Source organism: Streptococcus sp. IsoGale022 (assembly GCF_031142805.1).
GTDB classification, from domain to species: Bacteria; Bacillota; Bacilli; order Lactobacillales; family Streptococcaceae; genus Streptococcus; species Streptococcus sanguinis_A.
This window is the reverse complement of the sequence record NZ_JAKZJI010000013.1, coordinates 33,130-55,837: the sequence shown is the minus strand read 5'-3', so window position 1 is coordinate 55,837 and position 22,708 is coordinate 33,130. Positions and strand designations below refer to the sequence as shown.

19 protein-coding genes are annotated in these 22,708 nt (G+C 43.5%); 4 read left to right on the top strand and 15 right to left on the bottom strand.

The genetic code is table 11. The features are described 5' to 3' along the window. Window position 1 precedes the first annotated feature (1 nt). The 5 genes from RG608_RS07850 to pbp1b all read right to left on the bottom strand — a co-directional run bounded on the left by RG608_RS07850 (window position 2) and on the right by pbp1b (window position 12,767). Window positions 2-790: a hypothetical protein gene (locus tag RG608_RS07850; RefSeq protein WP_268687073.1), complete on the bottom strand. Its 789-nt coding sequence runs from the start codon at window positions 788-790 to the stop codon at window positions 2-4. Further along, complete coding sequence (wecB, locus tag RG608_RS07845) at window positions 783-1,940, bottom strand: non-hydrolyzing UDP-N-acetylglucosamine 2-epimerase (RefSeq protein ID WP_268687074.1); 1,158 nt, start codon at window positions 1,938-1,940, stop codon at window positions 783-785. The genes RG608_RS07850 and wecB overlap by 8 nt, the downstream gene beginning before the upstream one ends. A gap of 763 nt (window positions 1,941-2,703) precedes the next feature. Continuing rightward, entirely contained in the window at window positions 2,704-6,351 is a 3,648-nt protein-coding gene (gene rpoC / locus RG608_RS07840) for a DNA-directed RNA polymerase subunit beta' (protein WP_268687075.1), read from the bottom strand. Between the two features lie 40 nt (window positions 6,352-6,391). Then, a complete protein-coding gene (gene rpoB / locus RG608_RS07835; protein WP_125434538.1) occupies window positions 6,392-9,958 on the bottom strand; it encodes a DNA-directed RNA polymerase subunit beta in 3,567 nt (1,188 codons plus the stop codon). Between the two features lie 394 nt (window positions 9,959-10,352). Then, complete coding sequence (pbp1b, locus tag RG608_RS07830; protein WP_308946812.1) at window positions 10,353-12,767, bottom strand: penicillin-binding protein PBP1B; 2,415 nt, start codon at window positions 12,765-12,767, stop codon at window positions 10,353-10,355. A gap of 154 nt (window positions 12,768-12,921) precedes the next feature. Between pbp1b and tyrS the strand changes: the two genes are divergently transcribed. Both tyrS and RG608_RS07820 read left to right on the top strand, forming a co-directional pair. Continuing rightward, the gene (gene tyrS / locus RG608_RS07825) at window positions 12,922-14,178 is read left to right on the top strand and encodes a tyrosine--tRNA ligase (protein ID WP_268687100.1); all 1,257 of its coding nucleotides are present in this window, start codon (window positions 12,922-12,924) and stop codon (window positions 14,176-14,178) included. A gap of 92 nt (window positions 14,179-14,270) precedes the next feature. After that, window positions 14,271-15,110 carry a putative RNA methyltransferase gene (locus RG608_RS07820; protein WP_268687077.1) on the top strand — a complete coding sequence of 280 codons (840 nt, stop codon included), beginning with the start codon at window positions 14,271-14,273 and terminating at the stop codon, window positions 15,108-15,110. A 53-nt stretch (window positions 15,111-15,163) separates the two neighbouring features. On the opposite strand, the gene RG608_RS07815 is transcribed toward RG608_RS07820, so the two are convergent. After that, the gene (locus RG608_RS07815; protein WP_268687078.1) at window positions 15,164-15,370 is read right to left on the bottom strand and encodes a hypothetical protein; all 207 of its coding nucleotides are present in this window, start codon (window positions 15,368-15,370) and stop codon (window positions 15,164-15,166) included. Between the two features lie 32 nt (window positions 15,371-15,402). After that, window positions 15,403-15,615 carry a helix-turn-helix domain-containing protein gene (locus tag RG608_RS07810; RefSeq protein WP_268687079.1) on the bottom strand — a complete coding sequence of 71 codons (213 nt, stop codon included), beginning with the start codon at window positions 15,613-15,615 and terminating at the stop codon, window positions 15,403-15,405. A gap of 232 nt (window positions 15,616-15,847) precedes the next feature. Here RG608_RS07810 and RG608_RS07805 point away from each other — a divergent pair, with 232 nt between their 5' ends. Continuing rightward, window positions 15,848-16,039, top strand: a complete 192-nt coding sequence (locus RG608_RS07805) for a helix-turn-helix domain-containing protein (RefSeq protein ID WP_002896794.1) — start codon at window positions 15,848-15,850, stop codon at window positions 16,037-16,039. Between the two features lie 56 nt (window positions 16,040-16,095). Further along, the gene (locus RG608_RS07800) at window positions 16,096-16,674 is read left to right on the top strand and encodes a hypothetical protein (RefSeq protein ID WP_002896795.1); all 579 of its coding nucleotides are present in this window, start codon (window positions 16,096-16,098) and stop codon (window positions 16,672-16,674) included. A gap of 146 nt (window positions 16,675-16,820) precedes the next feature. Here RG608_RS07800 and RG608_RS07795 read toward each other — a convergent pair whose 3' ends face one another. The 8 genes from RG608_RS07795 to RG608_RS07760 form a co-directional block, all read right to left on the bottom strand. After that, window positions 16,821-17,015: a hypothetical protein gene (locus RG608_RS07795; RefSeq protein ID WP_002898659.1), complete on the bottom strand. Its 195-nt coding sequence runs from the start codon at window positions 17,013-17,015 to the stop codon at window positions 16,821-16,823. 303 nt (window positions 17,016-17,318) lie between these two features. Beyond that, on the bottom strand, window positions 17,319-18,353 hold the full coding sequence (locus RG608_RS07790) for a hypothetical protein (protein ID WP_268687080.1): 1,035 nt from the start codon (window positions 18,351-18,353) through the stop codon (window positions 17,319-17,321). 143 nt (window positions 18,354-18,496) lie between these two features. After that, window positions 18,497-19,516 carry an LPXTG cell wall anchor domain-containing protein gene (locus RG608_RS07785; protein ID WP_308946811.1) on the bottom strand — a complete coding sequence of 340 codons (1,020 nt, stop codon included), beginning with the start codon at window positions 19,514-19,516 and terminating at the stop codon, window positions 18,497-18,499. A 187-nt stretch (window positions 19,517-19,703) separates the two neighbouring features. Next, window positions 19,704-20,129, bottom strand: coding sequence for a hypothetical protein (locus RG608_RS07780; RefSeq protein ID WP_002928887.1), 426 nt, complete (start codon window positions 20,127-20,129; stop codon window positions 19,704-19,706). 98 nt (window positions 20,130-20,227) lie between these two features. Then, window positions 20,228-20,557: a hypothetical protein gene (locus RG608_RS07775; protein ID WP_308946810.1), complete on the bottom strand. Its 330-nt coding sequence runs from the start codon at window positions 20,555-20,557 to the stop codon at window positions 20,228-20,230. A gap of 1 nt (window position 20,558) precedes the next feature. After that, window positions 20,559-20,834, bottom strand: a complete 276-nt coding sequence (locus tag RG608_RS07770) for a hypothetical protein (protein WP_308946809.1) — start codon at window positions 20,832-20,834, stop codon at window positions 20,559-20,561. 20 nt (window positions 20,835-20,854) lie between these two features. After that, the gene (locus RG608_RS07765) at window positions 20,855-22,294 is read right to left on the bottom strand and encodes a CHAP domain-containing protein (RefSeq protein ID WP_002928883.1); all 1,440 of its coding nucleotides are present in this window, start codon (window positions 22,292-22,294) and stop codon (window positions 20,855-20,857) included. A gap of 15 nt (window positions 22,295-22,309) precedes the next feature. After that, window positions 22,310-22,645, bottom strand: coding sequence for a hypothetical protein (locus tag RG608_RS07760; protein ID WP_002928881.1), 336 nt, complete (start codon window positions 22,643-22,645; stop codon window positions 22,310-22,312). Window positions 22,646-22,708: the final 63 nt, after the last annotated feature.

The following is a 22,708-nucleotide window of genomic DNA, read 5'->3' as shown; positions in this document are numbered from 1 at the left end:
CCTAATATTCTACGATAATGTCGGTTTCAAGCTGACGCTCCAGATTGCTCAAAGCGTCGTCAAAATTATGGAATTTATCAATATTTTGAGCATTCAGTTTTAAGCTGCCAGACTGAAACTGAATTTCTTGGTCAGTTTTCTTATTTTCAAAGCGCATTGTCGTCAAATCGGCACGCACTTTTTCTTGGAAATATTCCTTGACTTCCTGATCCAGATCTTCTACCAGAACGAGAAAGTTACCATTGGATACATAGTAAACTGTTTCTACATTCTGGAAGTCCCAGTTGAGTAGTCGTAAAATTCTCTTGAGCATCCGCTTGTACTCCCGAGAGTGAATTTGATAAAAATGATGATTGTGCGCCCAATGGACTAGCAAGGCCTGAAAGGCTGGAGCTTCTTCCAGATGCACTTTCTTAACTAGCTCATCATAGGCCTCAGCAGCATCTTCACTGTCATCCTGCACTAATCCCAAGCGCTGATGGAGATAGAAATTCACTCGGCTGGTCAGCCAAGCGCTGACAGGGAAGACATAGAGCAAGAAGAGAATCTGATTATCCGGCAGATAAGTTACATCAAAGAGCAAGACCAGGGTTGCAATAACTACACCTAAAATCATAGCCCAGGTCACCAAGAGATCAGATAGGACAAAGACACTAAAAATACCTAATAAAATCAGTGCGATTCCGATATAAAATATGTTAGCTGCAAAATTCCAACTGTAGAAAAGAATTAGTCCAATTGCCAGTACAAAGACTGCTAATGATTTTTCTAGTCCTTTTTTCCTAAACATTTTTTACTCCTGTCTTAAATTCTTCCGGCCTAGCCGTATGCTTAAAATAGTGAGCTATTGCTTGAGCAATCCGCTCAGAAGCCTTGCCATCACCATATGGATTGCTGGCTTGAGCCATCTCTTGATAGAGTGACTCATCTGTCAGCAGGGTTTCCATCGCCTCTGCTACTGCTTGAGTTTCTGTACCAACCAGCTTCAATGTGCCGGCTTCAACTCCTTCTGGTCTCTCTGTTGTATCACGAAGTACCAGTACAGGCTTACCTAAGGAAGGCGCTTCTTCCTGTACTCCACCTGAGTCTGACATGATAAAGTAGCTTTTAGCTGCGATATTGTGGAAATCCAACACATCCAAAGGCTCAATCAGATGAATCTTCTCATTGTCACTCAGAATATCTCTGGCTGCTTCCTGAACCGCTGGGCTCAGGTGAACGGGATAGACAATTTCCACATCATCATGGGCATCTACAATCTGCCGCAGAGTTCGAAAGACCCTTCTCATCGGCTCGCCTTGATTTTCCCGACGATGCATAGTCACCAAAATCATCTTGCGAGCTGGATCAATACGGTCAAGCACCTCGTGCTGATAATCAGCCTGGACTGTCAGCTTAAGAGCGTCGATAGCTGTATTTCCTGTCACAAAAACCGTTTCTGCTGGATGGTTTTCCTTGAGCAAGTTAGCCTTGCTCTGATCTGTTGGCGCAAAATACAAATCTGTCAAAGAGTCTGTCATCTGACGATTCATCTCTTCTGGGAAAGGAGAGTATTTGTTCCAAGTCCGCAAACCAGCTTCCACGTGGCCGATACGAACTTGATTATAAAATGCTGCAAGACTAGCCGCAAAAGTCGTTGTCGTATCACCGTGCACCAGCATGATATCTGGCTTGTTTTCCTTTAAGATATCATCCAGCTTATGCAGAATCTTGACAGTAATATCTGTCAGGGTTTGATTCTTCCCCATAATGTCCAAATCATAATCAGGCTTAATCTTAAAAGTTTCAAGCACCTGATCCAACATCTGACGATGCTGAGCAGTCACAACCGTTGTTGTTTCAAACAGGGCTGCCTGCTTCTTCAGTTCAATAACCAGCGGAGCCATCTTAATTGCTTCTGGACGAGTTCCAAAAACAACCATTACCTTAATTTTCTTCATTTTTCCTCACCAAAAATCAACATTGTTATATTAACTTTTTACTAAAAAATGTTTGTTTTAAGCAACCTTAGTTATTTTACCATCAAGCGTTTCAATAATCAAAGCATGAACTATTATTTTATACTTTCTTAATAGTAATTTACACATTGGTAACTTATTTAAGATTATTTTAATTTTCTTAACTTAACTGTAACTTAAAATTGCTGAAATTTTTCGGTTTTCCCAAAAAAATAAATAAAAAGGAAAGAATTTATGGGCTTCAATCTATATTTTATGCAAAATTTTGTGTTTTTAACCTGTATATTTTAATTTTTATTCATTGTAATAAAATATTATCCTATTTGTAATCTAATTGTTTTCTATTCTTTATCTTCCAAAAAAACTCCCTTCATGAATGAAACAGCTAGATAAATGCCAGTTACTGATCTTTACAATCTCCGACCACCACCATTAAAACCAACCTCCTCTTTTTAAAAATTTCAAACCTACCCCTCCTACTATTTTAGGAATTTTAAAATAGTATAACCTAGCGCTATCATACCACTAGAAACTATTGATCTTTCTGATTCAAAATAGATTTGGCATCTCCTATCCTAAAAAAACTGAAACACGAAATCTTGAGTGATTCTTCTATAATCGTTCAATCATAAAGGGGACTTAAAAAGCACTGTTCCTAATTATATTATAGGATAATATTTAGTGGCGGGCAAGAAATTATAGGCTGCAACAAAAAAACCTCCCGAAAATCGGGAGGGAAAGTTCTTTATTTAAGAACAATATTTTCTTCAGTTTCAAATCCATCTGGCAGTTCTGTCACTTCGTTGATAATTTCAACTTCATTGACAGCCTGAGGTTCCAGATTGCGGTAGCGGGCCATACCAGTACCAGCTGGGATAATCTTACCGATGATAACATTTTCCTTGAGGCCAAGCAGATGGTCTTTCTTACCACGGATAGCAGCATCTGTCAGGACACGAGTTGTTTCCTGGAAGGAAGCTGCAGACAGGAAGCTATTTGTCTCAAGGGAAGCCTTGGTGATTCCCATGAGGACTGGACGAGCTGTCGCAGGCACACCGCCTGAGATAACCACATCACGGTTAGCATCTGTAAAGTCTGTAATATCCATGAGAGTTCCCATGAGAAGATCTGTATCTCCTGGATCCATGACACGCACCTTGCGAATCATTTGACGAACCATTACTTCGATGTGTTTGTCGCCAATTTCTACCCCTTGGCTGCGGTAAACTTTTTGTACTTCAGCAAGCAGATAAGTTTCAACAGACAAGACATCGCGGACGGCCAGCAAGTGCTTCGGCTGGATAGAACCTTCAGTCAAGGCAGCACCGCGAGAGACTTGGTCGCCCACTTCAACCTTCATGCGGGCTGTAAATGGCACCACATATTCACCTTCGCCAGTCGCACCTGTAACAAAGACTTTCTTGGTCCGAGTAGAAGCATCTTCTTCGATGGCAGTAACTTCACCCTTGACTTCAGTGATGACCGCTTCCCCTTTCGGATTGCGGGCTTCAAAGATTTCTTGGACACGAGGAAGACCTTGTGTGATATCGGTATTAGAGGCAACACCACCCGTGTGGAAGGTCCGCATGGTCAGCTGTGTACCAGGTTCCCCGATAGACTGGGCAGCGATGGTTCCGACTGCTTCACCGACTTCAACTGCATCACCCGTTGCCAAGTTGATACCGTAACAATGACGGCAGACACCATGGCGGGTGTTACATGTAAAGACAGATCGAATCGTCACTTCGTCAACACCAGCATTAACAATTTCGCGCGCCTTGTCTTCTGTGATCAATTCATTCGGACCAATAATGACAGCACCAGTTTCTGGATGTTTAACTGTTTTCTTAGTGTAACGACCATTGAGACGCTCTTCCAGAGACTCGATCATTTCCTTGCCTTCTGTGATAGAAGTGATCAGCAAACCTCGGTCTGTACCACAGTCGTCTTCACGGATAATCACATCTTGGGCAACGTCAACTAGACGACGAGTCAGGTAACCCGAGTCGGCTGTCTTAAGGGCCGTATCGGTCATACCCTTACGAGCACCGTGGGTAGAGAAGAACATTTCCAGAACGGACAGACCTTCACGGAAGTTAGACAAGATTGGCAATTCCATGATACGTCCATTTGGCGCAGCCATCAGACCACGCATACCGGCCAACTGGGAGAAGTTAGAGATGTTACCCCGGGCTCCAGAGTCCATCATCATAACGATAGGGTTCTTCGGATCCTGGTTGGCAACCAGACGTTTTTCCAATTTCTCACGAGCCGCCCGCCACTCAGCAGTAACTGCATTGTAGCGTTCGTCATCAGTAATCATACCGCGACGGAATTGTTTAGTAATTTGGTCCACGCGCTTGTGGGATTCTTCAATAATCTCAGCCTTGTCTTCAACAACTGGAATATCAGCGATACCCACTGTCAGACCAGCCAAAGTAGAATGATGGTAACCCAAGTTCTTCAAGCGGTCAAGAAGAGCAGATGTTTCTGTTGTACGGAAGCGTTTAAAGATTTCTGCAATGATATTTCCAAGATTTTTCTTCTTAAACGGAACATTGATCTCAAGCTGTTCAATAACTTCCTTGATATCTTGCCCTGACTCCAAGAAATACTTAGCTGGCACACCCTCTGTCAAGTTAGCATTGGTTGGCTCTTGCAGATAAGGCAATTCCTCTGGCATAATCGCATTAAAGAGTATTTTACCGACAGTAGTAATTAAAATCTTATGCTTCTGGTCTTCTGTCCAAGGCTTATTAAGACTGTCTGTTGCGATACCAACACGAGTATGCAAGTGAACATAGCCGTTGCGGAAGGCCATGACCGCCTCATCCATATCTTTGAAAATCATGCCTTCGCCTTCGCGACCAGCCTCTTCCATGGTCAGGTAGTAGTTCCCCAAGACCATATCCTGAGATGGTGTTACAACTGGCTTACCATCTTTCGGATTCAAGATGTGCTCAGCAGCCAGCATGAGGATACGAGCTTCAGCTTGCGCTTCCTCTGACAATGGTACGTGGATAGCCATCTGGTCACCATCAAAGTCGGCATTGTAGGCTTCACAAACCAGCGGATGCAAACGAAGAGCTTTACCATCAATCAGAACTGGCTCGAAAGCCTGAATTCCCAAACGGTGAAGGGTCGGTGCGCGGTTAAGAAGCACTGGGTGCTCCTTGATCACTTCTTCCAGAATATCCCAGATACGCTCATCTCCACGTTCTACCAAGCGTTTAGCAGCTTTTACGTTCTGCACGATGTCGCGAGCAACGATTTCCCGCATCACAAACGGCTTAAAGAGCTCAATGGCCATTTCACGCGGCACACCACATTGATACATTTTCAATGTAGGACCAACCGCGATAACGGAACGACCTGAGAAGTCAACCCGTTTACCCAGCAAGTTTTGACGGAAACGGCCTTGTTTCCCTTTGAGCATGTGACTCAGTGACTTGAGCGGACGGCTACCTGGTCCGGTAATTGGACGACCACGGCGTCCATTATCAATCAAAGCGTCAACCGCTTCTTGAAGCATCCGCTTCTCATTTTGAACGATGATACCAGGGGCATTGAGTTCCAACAAACGAGCCAAACGGTTGTTTCGGTTGATAACCCGGCGATAGAGATCATTGAGATCAGAAGCCGCAAAACGACCACCATCCAGCTGAACCATCGGGCGCAAATCTGGCGGAATAACCGGCAGGATGTTAAGAACCATCCATTCTGGCTTGTTGCCAGACTTGTAGAAGGCGTCCAAAACATCCAAGCGACGAACAGCCTTAATCCGTTTTTGACCTGAAGCAGTTTTCAATTCTTCTTTGAGGACAGCAATCTCAGCTTCCAAGTCCACTTGTTTCAAGAGGTCTTGAATAGCTTCTGCTCCCATTTTGGCTACAAATGACCCTGCACCGTACTCGCGTAAACGTTCACGGTACTCACGTTCCGTCATGATTGACTTGTGCTCTAGCGGTGTATCCTTAGGATCAATCACCACATAAGCCGCAAAATAAATGACTTCTTCCAGGGCACGTGGGCTCATATCCAAAGTGAGCCCCATGCGGCTTGGAATTCCTTTAAAGTACCAAATATGTGAAACAGGTGCCTTCAATTCGATATGGCCCATACGCTCACGGCGAACCTTGGCCCGGGTTACTTCAACACCACAGCGGTCACAGACGATTCCTTTGTAACGAATCCGTTTGTACTTACCACAGGCACATTCCCAGTCCTTGGTTGGACCGAAGATCACTTCGTCAAAAAGGCCTTCGCGTTCTGGTTTCAGGGTTCGGTAATTGATTGTTTCAGGTTTCTTCACTTCCCCATAAGACCATGAACGGACCTTATTGGGAGAAGCTAGGGTGATTTGCATACTTTTAAAACGATTTACATCAACCACTATTTCTTACCTTTCTTCATTTTCTAATCAGTGTGTATTCTTATTCTTTTCCTTCAGCCTCAAAAGCTGCTTTCGCTTCTTGAGCTGCTTTTTCACGCGCTTTTTCAAGATCGTCAACGTGAATCACATCATCATCTTCACCTTCGTCTAGGTCACGCAGTTCTACTTCATTGTCATCTTCATCGAGAACGCGCATGTCCAGACCAAGAGATTGCAATTCTTTGACAAGAACGCGGAAGGATTCTGGCACACCTGGTTTTGGAATTGGTTTCCCTTTGGTAATAGCTTCATAAGCTTTCAAACGGCCATTGACATCATCTGACTTGTAAGTCAGGATTTCTTGCAGAACGTTAGAAGCACCGTAAGCTTCCAAGGCCCAAACTTCCATCTCACCAAAACGTTGTCCACCAAACTGAGCTTTACCTCCAAGCGGCTGTTGGGTAACCATTGAGTAAGGTCCTACTGAGCGGGCGTGGAGTTTGTCATCTACCATGTGGTGGAGCTTGATCATGTACATGACACCGACAGATACACGGTTGTCAAACGGCTCACCGGTACGTCCGTCATAAAGAATCGTCTTGGCATCGCTGTCCATACCAGCTTCGCGGACGGTATCCCAGAGGTCTTCTGAGCTTGCTCCATCAAAGACTGGTGTTGCAATATGGATGCCCAAGTTACGAGCTGCCATACCAAGGTGAAGCTCCATAACCTGACCGATGTTCATACGAGATGGTACCCCGAGTGGGTTCAACATGATATCAACTGGTGTTCCATCTGGTAAGTAAGGCATGTCTTCCACAGGAACGATACGGGATACAACCCCCTTGTTTCCGTGACGACCAGCCATCTTATCTCCGACCTTAATCTTACGTTTTTGAGCGATGTAGACGCGAACCAGCATATTTACGCCGGATTGCAGCTCATCACCATTAGCACGGGTAAAGATCTTCACGTCACGAACCACTCCGTCGGCACCGTGCGGCACACGCAGAGAGGTGTCACGAACTTCACGAGATTTGTCTCCGAAGATAGCGTGCAAGAGACGCTCTTCAGCAGAAAGGTCTTTTTCACCCTTTGGAGTGACTTTCCCGACTAGAATATCGCCTTCTTTGACTTCCGCCCCGATGCGGATAATCCCCATTTCATCCAGGTTGCGCAGGGCATCTTCCCCTACGTTTGGAATTTCGCGGGTAATCTCTTCAGGGCCAAGCTTGGTGTCACGAGTTTCTGATTCGTATTCTTCCAAGTGAACAGAGGTGTAGACATCGTCTTTGACCAGACGCTCACTCATGATAACCGCATCCTCGAAGTTGTAACCTTCCCATGTCATGTAGGCAACGATTGGGTTTTGTCCCAGGGCCATTTCTCCCTTTTCCATAGAAGGTCCGTCAGCGATAAAGTCACCTTTTTCAACGACATCGCCAACTTTCACCAAGGTACGTTGGTTGTAAGCAGTTCCTGAGTTAGAACGGCGGAATTTTTGAATTTGGTAAACATCAAGAGAACCATCTTCACGGCGGACTTCAACCTTGTCGGCATCCGCATAGGTAACCTTACCATCATGCTGAGCAATAACTGCTGCACCAGAGTCGTGGGCAGCTTGGTATTCCATACCCGTACCGACATAAGGTGCTTTTGGATCAATCAAAGGCACAGCCTGACGTTGCATGTTGGCACCCATGAGGGCACGGTTGGAGTCGTCATTTTCCAAGAAAGGAATACATGCTGTCGCTACGGCAACTACCTGCTTAGGCGATACATCCATGTAGTCTACTTGGTCTGATGGGAATTCTTGGTTATTACCTTGGTGGCGTCCCATAACGATAGGCTCCGCAAAGCCACCTTTTTCATTCAGCTTAGAGTTAGCCTGCGCTACGATAAATTCATCTTCCTCGTCAGCGGTCAACCAAACGATTTCGTTGGTTACTACACCAGCTTCACGGTCTACCTTACGGTAAGGCGTTTGAATAAATCCGTATTTGTTAAGGTGTCCATAAGAAGACAAGTTATTAATCAAACCGATGTTCGGTCCTTCAGGCGTTTCAATCGGACACATACGACCGTAGTGAGTATAGTGTACGTCCCGCACTTCATAACCAGCGCGGTCACGTGTCAAACCACCAGGTCCTAAGGCAGATAGACGGCGCTTGTGAGAAAGCTCAGACAGCGGATTGTGTTGGTCCATGAACTGAGACAACTGAGAAGAACCAAAGAATTCTTTAATAGCTGCAGTTACTGGACGGATGTTGATGATTTGTTGCGGAGTCAGTACTTCATTATCCTGAACAGACATCCGTTCACGAACATTACGCTCCATCCGAGAAAGTCCCAGACGAACTTGGTTGGCCAAAAGCTCACCAACTGCACGAATACGACGGTTCCCCAAGTGGTCAATATCATCTACCCGACCAATGCCTTCAGCTAAGTTGAGGAAGTAGCTCATCTCAGCCAAGATGTCAGCTGGTGTTACAATCCGAACCTTGTCAGAAGGATTTGCGTTACCGATGATAGTCACAACGCGATCTGGATCAGTCGGTGCCACAACCTTGAACTTCTGCAACTCTACAGGAGCTGTCAAAACAGCTGAGTCGTTTGGAATATAAGTGATTTTGTTCAAACCATTGTCCAGCTGCTCTGCAATGCTGTCAATCACACTGCGGGTCATAACTGTACCAGCTTCAACCAAGATTTCTCCTGTTTCAGCATCTACCAATGGCTCTGCAATGGTTTGGTTCAGCAAGCGTGTCTTGACGCTGAGTTTCTTATTAATCTTGTAACGACCAACTGCTGCCAAGTCATAACGATGCGGATCAAAGAAACGCGCCTCAAGGAGAGAGCGAGAGCTTTCAGCCGTCTTAGGCTCACCTGGACGAAGACGCTCATAGATTTCTTTCAAGGCTTCATCTGTACGAGAGTCCATTGGATTCTTGTGGATATCTTTTTCAATGGTATTGCGCACCAAGTCGCTGTCACCAAAGATGTCCAAGATCTCATCATCACCTGAGAAACCAAGCGCACGCACCAACGTGGTAAATGGAATCTTCCGTGTCCGGTCAATACGAGTGTAGGCAATGTCTTTTGAGTCTGTTTCCAACTCTAACCAAGCTCCGCGGTTAGGAATAACCGTTGAACCATAGCCAACTTTTCCATTTTTGTCAACTTTATCGTTAAAGTAAACCCCTGGAGAACGCACCAACTGGGATACGATAATCCGCTCACCACCATTGATGATGAAGGTTCCCATTTCAGTCATGATTGGGAAATCACCAAAGAAGACTTCCTGAGTCTTGATTTCACCAGTTTCCTTGTTAATCAGACGGAAAGTCACAAAGATTGGCGCTGAATAGCTGGCATCGTGAATGCGTGCTTCTTCCAGCGTATATTTAGGCTCACGGATTTCATAGCCGACAAATTCCAATTCCATGGTGTCGGTAAAGTTTGAAATAGGAAGTACATCTTCAAAGACTTCCTTCAGACCATGATCCAAGAAATCTTGGAACGAATCCGTTTGGATTTCAATCAAATTTGGTAAATCAAGAACTTCCTTAATTCTTGAGAAACTACGACGGGTACGGTGTTTACCGTATCGAACTTCATGTCCTGCCAAGTTTTTACTCCTTTATGATAAGATACTGAGCCCTCTATAAAGCGAGAAGAAAGGTATCTTTTTTCTCAATGCTTTGAGGGCGAGTTCTGTGAAATGTTTTCAGAGAAAAATCCTCTGTCATTTACAATGCTGCAAAACAGCCACAATCAGTCCCTTTTGTTTAATTTTCAGAAAAATTAAATTATGGTTACATTATTCGTTTTTCCTAAAAATAGGCACAAAAAGAGCAGCTAAATCTGACTTATTCAAGTTTGATTTAACTGCTGTAAGCTTCTATTTGGACAATATTTCAAATAAAGCACACGACAAATTATTGTTATCATTATACCTTATTTAGCTAGAAATTGCAAGGATTTCATCCGCTTTCTGAAAAGTTAAAACTGTTCTTGATGCGCTAGTTCCCCTGCCGGTTATTGTTAGAATTGGAACTTGAATTAGAATTGGAGGTAGAACCGCCCAGAATAGCTGACCAAGCCTTCTGATAATCCGCATCTGATGCCCCGATACCAAAGCGGTAGGTCGTAGTCGGAGCACCGTTTTTAGCCCAATAGCTAGGCACCGTCGGACCACTGAGATTAACAGAACGGCCGTTTACCGTTACTGTACCTGGTTTTTCCCCTGTGGACTTGAGTACGTCAGACTTAATCACACTCGGATCAAGAGTGAACTTATCACCAACGCCCCAAGCATTCGGATCCGCTTGATAGATAGCGTCTGCCATATAAGCCATGTAGGAGGCATTGTTATTATAACCAGTCAACGCCGCCATAGAGCTATTATCATCATGACCAATCCATCCTCCCAAAGTCATCTTAGGAGTAGAAAGCATCAGCCACATATCGCCGTTGGTGTTGGTCGTTCCAGTCTTACCAATCCAGTCGGCTCCAGCCAAGGTTCCGTTGACCTGACTGATTCTGGATTTATAGGTCGTAGTAGCTCCAGAATTGATAACTCCCCGCATGAGCTCCTGCATAATCGTAGCTGCTGCTGGACTGTATATCTGAACCGGGTCGGCCTTATGCTGGTATATTACCTTCCCATCTCGGTCCGTAATTTTCTCAACCATGTATTTTTTCTGATAGGTTCCATTATTAGCCAAGGTTTGGAAACCATTGGTGTGCTGAGCTACAGATACTTCGATTCCGCCGCCCATTGGGAGACTCTCAATGCTGTAGTCATCGATGTAATAACCCATTTTTTCCATATAGCCACGGACATTGACACCTTTTTCGCGTAATCCGCGGTAAGTCCAATAAGCCGGGATATTCCAAGAAGTATTAAGCGCTTCTTGCAGATCCATCATGGCTGTACCACGGCTGTCCACGTGCATGATTGGATCGCCGCTTGAAAAGTTAGTCGGATAATTAGAAAGAACGCTGGCGCTGCCCATCAGACCTTGGTCAATGGCAATTCCATAAGCCAGAATTGGCTTAATAGTCGAACCCGGCGACCGTTCCGTATCAAAGGCGTGATTGTTCTGATTGGAAGCGTAGTCTCTGCCGCCGACAAAGCCAATCACAGCACCGGTTTTATTATCCAAGAGGACATTTCCCACTTCAACTGCACCAGTTCCGTCATCCAAGATGCCGCCATAGTTGGCTACTGCATTTTGCATAGCGGTGTGGATGTTCTTGTTAATAGTGGTGGTAACAGTATAGCCACCATCGCTCAGTTCTTTAGCAGCCAATTCCTTGTAGGCCTTGACAGTATCGTTGTTTTTCAGCTCTTGCTGGGAAACATTGTCCCGCTGAATCAAGTACTCGTACATGGTCTGCTGGGCTTCTTCGACAGCTGTGTAATAAAGGTAGCCATGTGAAGATTTTTCCGAGCTTTCAGAAGGCTTGAAATCCTTGGTCAAGTCGTAGTCCTTGTACTCCTTGTACTCTTTCTCGCTTAGATGGCCCGTCCGATACATATTATAGAGCACATCCTTGGCACGTTCCAAGCCCAAAGCCATATCCCCTTCACTCTTGAGACTGCCATCGGCTGCATAAGGCGAATAAACAATCGGGCTCTGTGGCAAGCCAGCAATAAAAGCAGACTGGGGCACAGTCAAATCTTTAGCAGAAACACCAAAAATCCCTTGAGCCGCTTCTTCCACACCAGCGATATTCTGACCCTTATTGTTGCGCCCAAAAGGTGAAACGTTCAAGTAAGTCGTCAAAATATCATCCTTGGACATGTAGCGTTCCAAAGCCAGCGCATCAACAATCTCCGCCGCTTTCCGCTTGAAGGTCGGTGCATCACCCACCACCTGCTGCTTGATCAACTGCTGGGTAATGGTTGACCCCCCGCTAGACGAGCCAACTCCAACAACTGAACCGAGCGTAGCCCGAAGCACAGCCTTGGGAACAACTCCGTTATGCGTCTCAAAATTCTCATCTTCTGTAGCGATAACGGCTTTTTTTACATTTTCAGAGATGGCGTCACTCTTAACAGGAATGCGGAGCAAATCATTGTCCACTTCTGCAATCAAGCTGCCATCGGCATAGGTTAGCTTAGAAATACCAGAGATATTATTCGCCTGCTTGACTAGCTCTTCCTGCTTGGGCACTTCCACCTTACTGAAAAGACTAGCTGCATAGCCTATCCCAATCCCGGCACCGATGACGGCACCGAAGAAGATAAACACAAAAGCCATATTCATCAGAAGTTTAAAAGTCCGCAAGAAAACAGCAAAAACATCACCGATAGACCAGCCGTTGTTGCCACTGCCAATCTTCTTGCTCCATTTTGGAAGATGTATTTTTTTGATAAACTGCTGGGCTTTTCCCCAGAACTCTTTTAATTTTTCTATTAATTGTTCCAAGTTTGATTCTCCTTGTTATCCTCCCATTATACCAAATATCTATGATTTATTTCAAGGAATCATTGCTATTTAAAAGCTTTATGATACAATAGAGTAACATAAATTTAAAATATAGATAAGCCAATCTCTTGGCTTTTAGAATAGGAGAGACATGATGCACATTTTTGATGAGCTAAAAGAACGTGGCTTGGTATTCCAAACTACTGATGAAGCAGCTTTACGCAAGGCCTTAGAAGAAGGACAAGTCTCTTATTATACCGGATACGACCCAACCGCTGACAGCCTGCACCTAGGCCACTTGGTAGCCATTCTGACTAGCCGCCGCCTGCAACTAGCTGGCCATAAACCCTACGCTCTGGTCGGAGGAGCAACTGGATTGATTGGCGATCCATCTTTTAAGGATGCAGAGCGCAGTCTCCAAACCAAGGAAACCGTGGAAGGCTGGGTGAAATCTATCCAAAATCAGCTTTCTCGTTTTCTGGACTTTGAAAAGGGCGATAATAAGGCCGAAATGGTCAACAATTATGACTGGTTTAGCAGCATTAGCTTTATCGACTTCCTGCGTGACGTCGGCAAATACTTCACTGTCAACTACATGATGAGTAAAGATTCCGTCAAGAGCCGGATTGAGACAGGGATTTCCTATACAGAATTCGCCTACCAGATCATGCAAGGATATGACTTCTACGTCCTCAATCAAAACCACGGCGTAACCCTGCAAATCGGTGGTTCCGACCAGTGGGGCAATATGACAGCTGGTACAGAGCTCCTGCGCCGCAAGGCCGACAAGATTGGTCATGTGATGACCGTTCCGCTCATTACCGACGCTACTGGCAAAAAATTCGGCAAGTCAGAAGGTAATGCTGTCTGGCTCAATCCTGACAAGACTTCCCCTTACGAAATGTACCAATTCTGGATGAATGTCATGGACGCAGACGCTATCCGCTTCCTGAAAATTTTTACCTTCCTGTCCTTGGATGAGATTGAAGAGATTCGCCAGCAGTTTGAAGCAGCACCTCACGAACGCTTAGCGCAGAAAGTCCTAGCTCGCGAAGTTGTCAGTCTGGTTCACGGTCAAGAAGCTTACCAGGAAGCCCTCAACATTACTGAGCAGCTCTTTGCTGGAAATATCAAAAATTTGTCCGTCAAGGAACTCAAACAAGGTCTGCGAGGTGTGCCTAACTATCAGGTCCAAGCAGAAGACAATCTCAATATTGTAGAACTGCTTGTGACAGCAGGTGTGGTCAACTCAAAACGTCAAGCTCGCGAGGACGTTCAAAACGGCGCTATCTACCTCAATGGTGAGCGTATCCAAGATTTAGACTATGTCCTCAACGTCTCAGATAAACTGGAAGACGAGCTAACAGTTATCCGCCGCGGTAAGAAGAAATACTTTGTCCTGACCTACTAAAGATAAAAATCCGATTACCTGAATCGGATTTTTCTATGTCTTACCAAAAAGAAGTCATTCAGCTATATAAAAACAATAGAAAGAGAGCAACTATGAAACCAAAACTTGCCCGATTTGCCCAAGCTCCGGCTCTGGCCTGTCCACTCTGCCAGCAAAGCTTAGCTATGGAAGAAAACAGCCTCAAGTGCGCCAATCGCCATTCCTACGACATCGCCAAATTCGGTTATGTCAATCTAGCTCCTCAAGCCAAACAAGCTAAAGACTATGACAAAACAAGCTTTCAAAATAGGCAAGCCATCTTGGAAGCCGGCTTTTATCAGCATATCCTAGACGAGTTGCAGGATCTGCTGCAGGCCCTACCTGAAGAACAGACCATTCTAGACGTCGCTTGCGGAGAGGGATATTATGCTCGAAAAATCCAGGAAGAATTTCCCAACAAAGAAATTTACGCTTTTGATCTATCCAAAGATTCCATCCAGTTAGCCGCAAAAAGTGATCAGAGCTTTGCTGTAAAATGGTTCGTCGGTGATTTAGCACACTTGCCCGTTCAGGATCAAAGCATGGATGTATTGCTGGACATCTTCTCACCAGCTAACTATCATGAATTTCAGCGAGTATTGAAAAAAGAGGGACTTATCATTAAAGTCATCCCAACAGAGAATCATCTCCAGGAAATTAGAGATAAAGTAGCTGACCAGCTCCGTCAAAAAGATTATTCTAATCAGCAGGTCATCCAACATCTGGAGGAGAACTTCCAGATTATCCATAAACAGGATGTACAAGCTCTCGTCTCCTTAACCCCTAAAACAAAAGAAGCCATTCTCAAAATGACTCCTTTGCTCTTTCATGTCCGTCAGGACGAAATAGACTGGTCGAATCTCAATCAAGTTACTATCGCCGCCAAAATTCTCCTCGCTAAAAGAAGAGTGTAATTCCTATCTCTACCGAATTCTCTATTTTTAGACCCAAACGCTATAATTTACTGTCAACTTTTATCCACACCCTGAAAATCTAAGCTGGAATCCACAATAATATTCATATCAAGAACCGCTTCAGCAGGCTCATCCAAGGCCCGCTGAATTTTTTCAGCCTCTATTTTTACAGCTTCCTGTTCATTGAACTGACTGATAACAAAATCTATGCAGGCCTGTTGCCTTTCTGGAGATTCTAATTGATGAAAATAGCCCGCCATAGCTTCAAGCTTTTTTTCGCTGCCTAGCTGCTCTATCGCCGAACGATCGCAAGTCCTAAAAGATAATCCGCTGAAACATGAAAAAGACTACTCATATTCTTGAGCTCCATAACCTTAGGAAGATTAGTATTGCTTTCCCACTTGTAGACTGCTGCCTTACTAACATGTAAAATCTCTGCTAGGCGCGCTTGAGTAAATCCTTGAGCAATCCGCAGCTTTCTTATTCTTTCCCCTACTGTTGCCATTGATTAGTCTCCTAAAAAATCTATCTTTTCCAAATAGATTATACCAGCAAGGAGAGAATAAATCAACGAAAATGTAAAGAAAATGTAATAATATCTACAAAGCCCATGAAACCGCCTTTATAGCTTATTTAAAAAAGCTATATTTTAAAAGAATTGATTTTAAATCAACAATTCTATTGATAAAATAAAAAAAGAGTATATAATTTTAGTCATAAAATTTGAGGAGTCTTCTATGGTAACGATAGCAGAATTGCGGGCGCGCAATAATAAAATGACACAAGCTCAACTAGCAAAATTACTAGGTGTTTCTCAAATGACCGTTTCTCATATGGAGCGCAATCAACTGAACATCAGAGGCGATAAACTAATCAAACTTGCGAAAATTTTTAACGTAAACACAGACGAGCTCTTGAAAATCGATTGATTTTAAATCAACTTTATTTTAGGACCGTTAACTGATTTACAGAGGAGCAACGTTTCATGGAAATTAAGATTATATTTTTGGAAGACAAGCTGAAATACTTTAGGAAACAGAGCAAAGATGAGCAAAATCAAGAAATTATCAACTGCATGTTACTGGGCTATAGCCCCTATAACATGTGCCTAGAAATCGGCATCAATGTCTATGGTGGACAGCGTCCCATTAGCAAGTCCCTATCCAAAGAATTCAGTGAAGAAGAAGTTGACGAAATCTTTGAAACCTACTATCGCCTTCTTTACTTCCCTCTGCTTCAATTCGAAGAGGGTCTAATGACTAAGCGCTTTATTGATAAATGTAATGACTTCTTAAAAAGTTTGACTTATCAAAATTTTATTAATTACTTGAAGGATCCTGCTATCATCATTGCTGAGCATCTCATTGATACAGATATCTTAGCCCGGTTCTTCTCAAGAGAGATGCAACAGAAGCAGATTAAAAAAGTTGAAGCTGAGTTGGGCATTGAGTTCAATGTCCGTGACAAGATTACCTCTTGGCTGAGAAAAGCCAATGTCATGTACTATAAAGGGCAATACATTGATATGAAAACTCAAGAGCCCCTAACTTTTGTCTATGAATAAGAATTTGACAAAAATAGGTCAGTCCTGCTTGATACCCGACTGACCTTTGTATTGTAGCTGACTTGATTGCCTCATCTTACCCATAATTTCCTTTCATTTTAGATAGATATATAAAATCAGGCACTGATTCGTTTCAGCGCCTGATTTTATAATATTTCAATACCATCTTCAAATAATGCCTTTAGTTTTTCTGGAAGCTGTTCTGGATTATCAATTTTCACCAAACCAACCTTGGTCCCGTCATACTCTTGGATTACAACTGGGAAGTCTTGAGCTATTTCCTGTATTAGTTTTTCTCCATGGATGACTAAATATTTCTTATCATCGGGTTTTTGCTTCATTCATTTTGACTCCTCTTTTATTTCTATCATCTCGTCTAGGTCTTGTACTCTGCCTGTCAGAACACCAATTTATCCTCTTGCGTCCATTTATCCGAAACCGCTTATTGAGTCTCGAATCATACCTCGGTAAGAGTTTTAAGGAGCAAGAATTGTCGTCAAAAAAGGTGGAATTTCTACTTTAAGAGTATACCACAATTCTTAAAAAATTCTATAAATTTAACCAAAAACTTTTTTGTTAAATTTTATTCAGTCCAGTCTTACAACATAGCTCTAAAAAGTCATTGCCTAATGCTGTCCAGCACTTTACTGGATGCGTAATTTAAAGGGCAGAAGAGAATAACTGCTGCTATCTGCATCAAACTGATAGAGGGAGCTCTGTAAATCCTCATGCTGCGCGCTGTCCAAATCAAAAAATAGGATATTAGCTTCATAAGCAGATAAGTCATACTTGTGACTAACTTCCTCTACACGATCCCAAGAATCCACAATCAGAACCAAATAGCGATAAGGATCCTCTAACACAGACCAATGTTGTAAAATCAGCAGAAGTTCCTCCAAGTCTGCTTCCGTCACGAGAGGGTAGAGGTCAAAGACATATTGCAATCTAGGATTTTCAAAGAGCAACTCTCCTTGCAAAAGAGCCTGACGCAAAAAAATCTGTTTTTCTGTCTGGGTCTTCTTCTCTTCTCCCAACGAATTCATTTTCTTTTTGGTCTGTTTAATGGTATAGGGCTGGGGTACCAACATTTTCTGAGGCAAGAAACCTTTGTAATGAGCTGATAATTTGAAAATCTGATAGGTGTCTACGATTTTCCAAAAGCGAAGAGGCTGATAAAGATCATCTTCAAATAAATTTTCCTGCTTATAGTACTCCTGCTGCTCGATTAATTGAAAATAGCGCAGCAAGCGATAGCCATTTTGGCTGATAGAATAAGCAGCTGCACTAACTTCAGGCTTGTCCTGTCGCGGAAATTCCCAAGTCTCAATCAAAAAATACTGGCATAGTTTTTGAACCGCCTTTTCAATACGCTTCCCCGAGACATTGCTTCCCATCTCTTTTTGAATATGAAGTTTCTGGACATTGCGAAAACGAGCAATAAAGACTAGAATGTCTTTCTCCAGTTGGGACAGTTCTCGTCCTACCAAAAGAAAATCCGCTTCATTCTGGTAACTAATTTCATACAGACCGTTTAAGCGAAAAGGAAAGGAACGGCTAGGGTGGAGTCGTCTCATATAAAAGCTTTGGTAATAATCTTTACTAAAACAGGACGGAACAATGGCCACATACTTTCCGGTTTCGGTTTGTTTGATTCTATGTTTACTTAGGATATTGGACAATCCTTTTTCACCTCCTTTTTATAATATTTCTTACTTAAAATTATACAGGAAAGATTACCTATAGAGCTTTATCATAAAGAGAGAAAAAAGAAAAAGTCTGAATACAAATCAGACTTTTAAACTTAGAAAGTTATGTTGAGAAATCACTCAGTTTTTTTACGTTTAAACCCAACAAGAGCTAATACCGATAGCATGGCAGTACCTATTAAAGCAAGAAAACTTTGGTTCGTTCCAGTGGCAGGAAGGACTGGGGCAGTTGGAGTAGCAACAGGCTTGTTCTCCTTCGCCTTATTCTTCAAATTCTCCGCTGAACCTTGCACAGAAATGGTTGGATCCGCAGCATTTGGCCCTGCTCCATTTCCTTTCGCCACCTGATCAGCCGACTTCTGGCTAGCTTTCGGTTTGGAAGGAGCTTTCGGCGCAGGTTGCTGGTCAGATGGATCTGGTACCGCTGGCTTGGGATCTGGTTGGTTCGGCTGACCAGGACGGTTCGGCTGGATAGGATCCCCATCATCACTTGGTGGGGTCGGCTGATTATTGCCGCCGCCGTTGTTATTGCCACCATTATCATTACCGCCATTACCATTTCCACCGCCGTTACCGCCGCCATTGTTGCCGCCGTTATCAGCAGGCGGTGGGGTCGGTTGGTTATTATTGCCGTTGTTATCTACAGGTGGAGTGGGTTGGACTGGGTTCCCATCATCGCTTGGCGGGGTTGGCTGATTATTACCGCCGCCGTTGTTATTACCACCATTACCATTGCCGCCATTGTTGCCACCGTTATCATTACCGCCATTATTATCAGAAGGTGGTGGGGTTGGTTGGTTATTATTGCCGTTGTTATCTACAGGTGGAGTGGGTTGGACTGGATTCCCGTCATCGCTTGGTGGGGTCGGCTGATTATTGCCGCCGCCGTTGTTATTACCACCATTACCATTGCCGCCATTGTTGCCACCGTTATCATTACCGCCATTATTATCAGAAGGTGGTGGGGTTGGTTGGTTGTTATTGCCGTTGTTATCTACCGGCGGAGTCGGCTGAACTGGGCGTTCATCGCTCGGTGGGGTCACTGGATTCGGATCATCAGCATGGACAAGATTAACACCAATAGATGCTGCAAGTAGAACAGAGGCTGATAGAAGGATTATTTTATTCTTTTTCATAACAGAATGTCCTTTCAATTATTTGCTATTCCTATTATAGCTCAGGAGTAAGCGTTTTTCTGTTTATCGTAAATAGTTTTACTATTTTTCTGTGACCTTTCGCAACCACTTTCACTCTGGATTGTTGGAACCAAGCAATAAAATAAGATGCGAATAATTATAAAAGCACCGCTAAAATTAGCAGTGCTTACTTGTTTTCTTTTTCTAAATCATCCTCTGGTTTGTTGGAAACTAAGAGAAGCATGAGAAAAGTTACAATAGAAAGGAAGAGTAAGTTTAAGATAGATTGAAAATTTTTACCACTGAATAAGCTTCCACCAGAAAAAATCCAAAGCAATAAAAGAATCAAAGCTACTGTGAAAAAGAGAAAGCCAAACAACCTAACATAATCACGGTCGCGAACCCAAACAGAGTGAGCCTTCGGAACAAAGCCGTTATAGGCAACTTCGTGAAAAGTAAACATCAAAGGCTCCTGATCTTCTGCTAAGCGTTCATTAATTCTGAGTTCCATCTCGTAGACCAGGAGAGGATCCAAATCCGCTGCATTCAGCTCGCCACTTTGGCATTGCTCAATTAGATGATCCAATTCTATTGCATTTAAATGACTATGCATACAACCTCTCCTTTTGCTTTTCTGTCTTCTAGTATAACCTAAACCGATTTATTTCACCAGTTGCAGTGAGAATATACAGCAATAGTTAATGAATAAAGTCAGTCTCCCCGAACTCTGATATTGCCACCGTGGTAGGAAGCAATCTGAAGCTGGCCGGTATAGTCATTGTAGTTACCGACAAAATAGGAATTTTCCTTCCCTTCCTTGGTCATGACACAGAGGAACTGAAGCACATCATCACTGTAAGACTTAAAAACCTCTGTTTTACTTTCATCTATGTTATAACCAGCTAAATTTATGGCCATAGCAAACGTTAGGACCATGGGGCTAGAAGTAGAGGCTAAATGATTATCCATATTCCCGGAGATATTTGCTGTATCAGGATGCTTTTTGATATCCTCGACCGCTATTTTTAAAGCTTCAGCCACTTTATTTTTTTTTCTCTTCAGTCACCACGCTCTCTGGTCTCTCTAGGGTTGCACGCGCATACTGATAATTTTTCTCGTTAGGTGTTGGTTCACGGTACGACTGAGATGAATAGCTTTCAGAAGACCCATCTGTAGAGCTCGTCTGAGAAATCTCCGCTTCTCTTGCCTTCTTCCTAGCCTGCCTATTTAAAAACACTGTTACAAGCATGGCTATGAAGAGCACCGTACCTAAGCAAATTAGGGTGATCATTAATTTTCTTTTCTTTCTCGGATTCATCATTACCTCTTTTCGTCTGGCTAGTTACTCGCTCCCGTTTTATTACCGCCTAGATTAGGCTCTCTATCATCTGGATAAGCAAACTCATAATGTTTTTCTGCCTGCTCAGCCGGCCTAATCACACAGTAGTGCCAAGTAAAAGGTTTACCTGCATTTGTACCACTAACTGAACTATTCTGCTCACAGGTCAGGATACTGCCGTCTTCAAAGACATGACAGACAATCCCAGTATGCCCTGCAGGATTCCCGCTGTCACTTAGACAGGAAAAGATAGCTCCTTTTTTGGGTGCTTTCTTTGTAGAATTCCCAAAGATTCTTGCCCAGGCATCTGCTTGGTCAATTCCGTTCCCAATGACAACTCCCTTGTGGCCCCACAGAATATTCCCAAAGCTGATAGTCAGATTAACACACTGACCAGCCAGATAGAACTCATCAGGGTGTTCCCAGTTAGCTCCACTGCCACCATATTCCATACCAAAAGCTCTTGGATCTAAAAGATAAGGATTTAAGCTAGCTGGAAGAGTACTTGGAGTATAGATTGCAGCAGTTATATCCTCTGGCACCTTGCCTGAACCATCAACAGCATCACCATTGGTCCCAGTCGAACTGCCATCTTTACAACCTTTTTTCTTAGGTCCGCTGGATGAAGGGGAACCGCTATCCGTTTCACTGCCCGAAGAATCACCGCCAGAAGAAGTTAATGTTACAGGGCTAGAGCCATACTGGGAGATGGCCTTCTCATCTAGCCACTTAAACTTAGAGCCCAAGCTGTTGTAAAGGTCGTGCAACTTAGTCTTGTAGGATGGATCCGTTGCCCAACCACCATCTGCAATGGCACTAAGCGTACTGATTCCGTCCGTATTGTTAATAGCCCCCTTATAGAGAGTCTGATTTTTCATAAACTCTGCCTTGCCGACAATACCAGAATCAAAGGTTGAGAAGAATGCATATTCTCCTCCAGTCCCATCTCCAACTTTTGTACCTGGTCCGCTCTCAGCTACGGAGCTATTTCCATATAAAGAAATAGTCTGAGTAAAATCTGACCTTTTATTCCATTTGACCCCACCCATATTATGAGCCTGACCAAAAGATGGGACGCTCTGATCAAAAGAGGTCTCAATCTGGGTCTGTACGATAGAGGCAGACGGCAAAAAGCCACCTACTTTCCAGGAGTCTAAATAGGCTTTCTCATGCTGTTTGACAAATTCTTCTATAGAGCTATTGGCCGATGTTGTTTCTTCTGTTGTATTGGGAGAGGTTTGACCACTTGGATTACAATCACTGGATCCGCCGCTACTTTCAGCTCCTCCTCCCATCAGGATAGCTGCCAATAGAAACATAATCAGCAAGATAAGCAGAACAGGAATTCCAATCCAAAGAAAGACTTTTAAAAAGATAGCCTTTTTAACCGCACCCTTCACTGCTTTCTTAGCTGCTTTCTTGGCTGTTTCTGATACCATACTTCTCTACACCTCTCAAAAAAAAGTTCGTAAAAGCCAGTACAATACAACGAGGACAGCTACAACCAGACCGTATTTTAAGAGCTTTTTGATAAATTCACGGTCTCTTTTGTACTGCTCCTGAATCTGCCAGTCATCACCATGATCATAGTAGGTTTTTTGCTCATCTACCATGTTTTGGTAATAGTTGCTGACAGATTCCTTTTTGGCACGATAGGATTCTACGGTATCCTTATAGAGGGAAATAGGGCCTCGGATACGTCTTTTTGTAGAATGCGAAGACTCCGCCTCCCTCTCCTCATGCATTTCAGCTTTTTTTACATCTGGCCGGACAAGTCTGTACTTTACCATTTACATTTTCCTCAGGCAGAGGGAGTCCCCTTTCTGCCTGAAGTCCTTTCTATATTGATTTTA

Coding starts and splice junctions, on each gene's coding strand:
- RG608_RS07850 (WP_268687073.1), bottom strand. CDS start 790: ATGTTTAGGAAAAAAGGACTAGAAAAATCATTAGCAGTCTTTGTACTG.
- wecB (WP_268687074.1), bottom strand. CDS start 1,940: ATGAAGAAAATTAAGGTAATGGTTGTTTTTGGAACTCGTCCAGAAGCA.
- tyrS (WP_268687100.1), top strand. CDS start 12,922: ATGCACATTTTTGATGAGCTAAAAGAACGTGGCTTGGTATTCCAAACT.
- RG608_RS07820 (WP_268687077.1), top strand. CDS start 14,271: ATGAAACCAAAACTTGCCCGATTTGCCCAAGCTCCGGCTCTGGCCTGT.
- RG608_RS07815 (WP_268687078.1), bottom strand. CDS start 15,370: ATGGCGGGCTATTTTCATCAATTAGAATCTCCAGAAAGGCAACAGGCC.
- RG608_RS07810 (WP_268687079.1), bottom strand. CDS start 15,615: ATGGCAACAGTAGGGGAAAGAATAAGAAAGCTGCGGATTGCTCAAGGA.
- RG608_RS07805 (WP_002896794.1), top strand. CDS start 15,848: ATGGTAACGATAGCAGAATTGCGGGCGCGCAATAATAAAATGACACAA.
- RG608_RS07800 (WP_002896795.1), top strand. CDS start 16,096: ATGGAAATTAAGATTATATTTTTGGAAGACAAGCTGAAATACTTTAGG.
- RG608_RS07795 (WP_002898659.1), bottom strand. CDS start 17,015: ATGAAGCAAAAACCCGATGATAAGAAATATTTAGTCATCCATGGAGAA.
- RG608_RS07785 (WP_308946811.1), bottom strand. CDS start 19,516: ATGAAAAAGAATAAAATAATCCTTCTATCAGCCTCTGTTCTACTTGCA.
- RG608_RS07780 (WP_002928887.1), bottom strand. CDS start 20,129: ATGCATAGTCATTTAAATGCAATAGAATTGGATCATCTAATTGAGCAA.
- RG608_RS07770 (WP_308946809.1), bottom strand. CDS start 20,834: ATGAATCCGAGAAAGAAAAGAAAATTAATGATCACCCTAATTTGCTTA.
- RG608_RS07765 (WP_002928883.1), bottom strand. CDS start 22,294: ATGGTATCAGAAACAGCCAAGAAAGCAGCTAAGAAAGCAGTGAAGGGT.
- RG608_RS07760 (WP_002928881.1), bottom strand. CDS start 22,645: ATGGTAAAGTACAGACTTGTCCGGCCAGATGTAAAAAAAGCTGAAATG.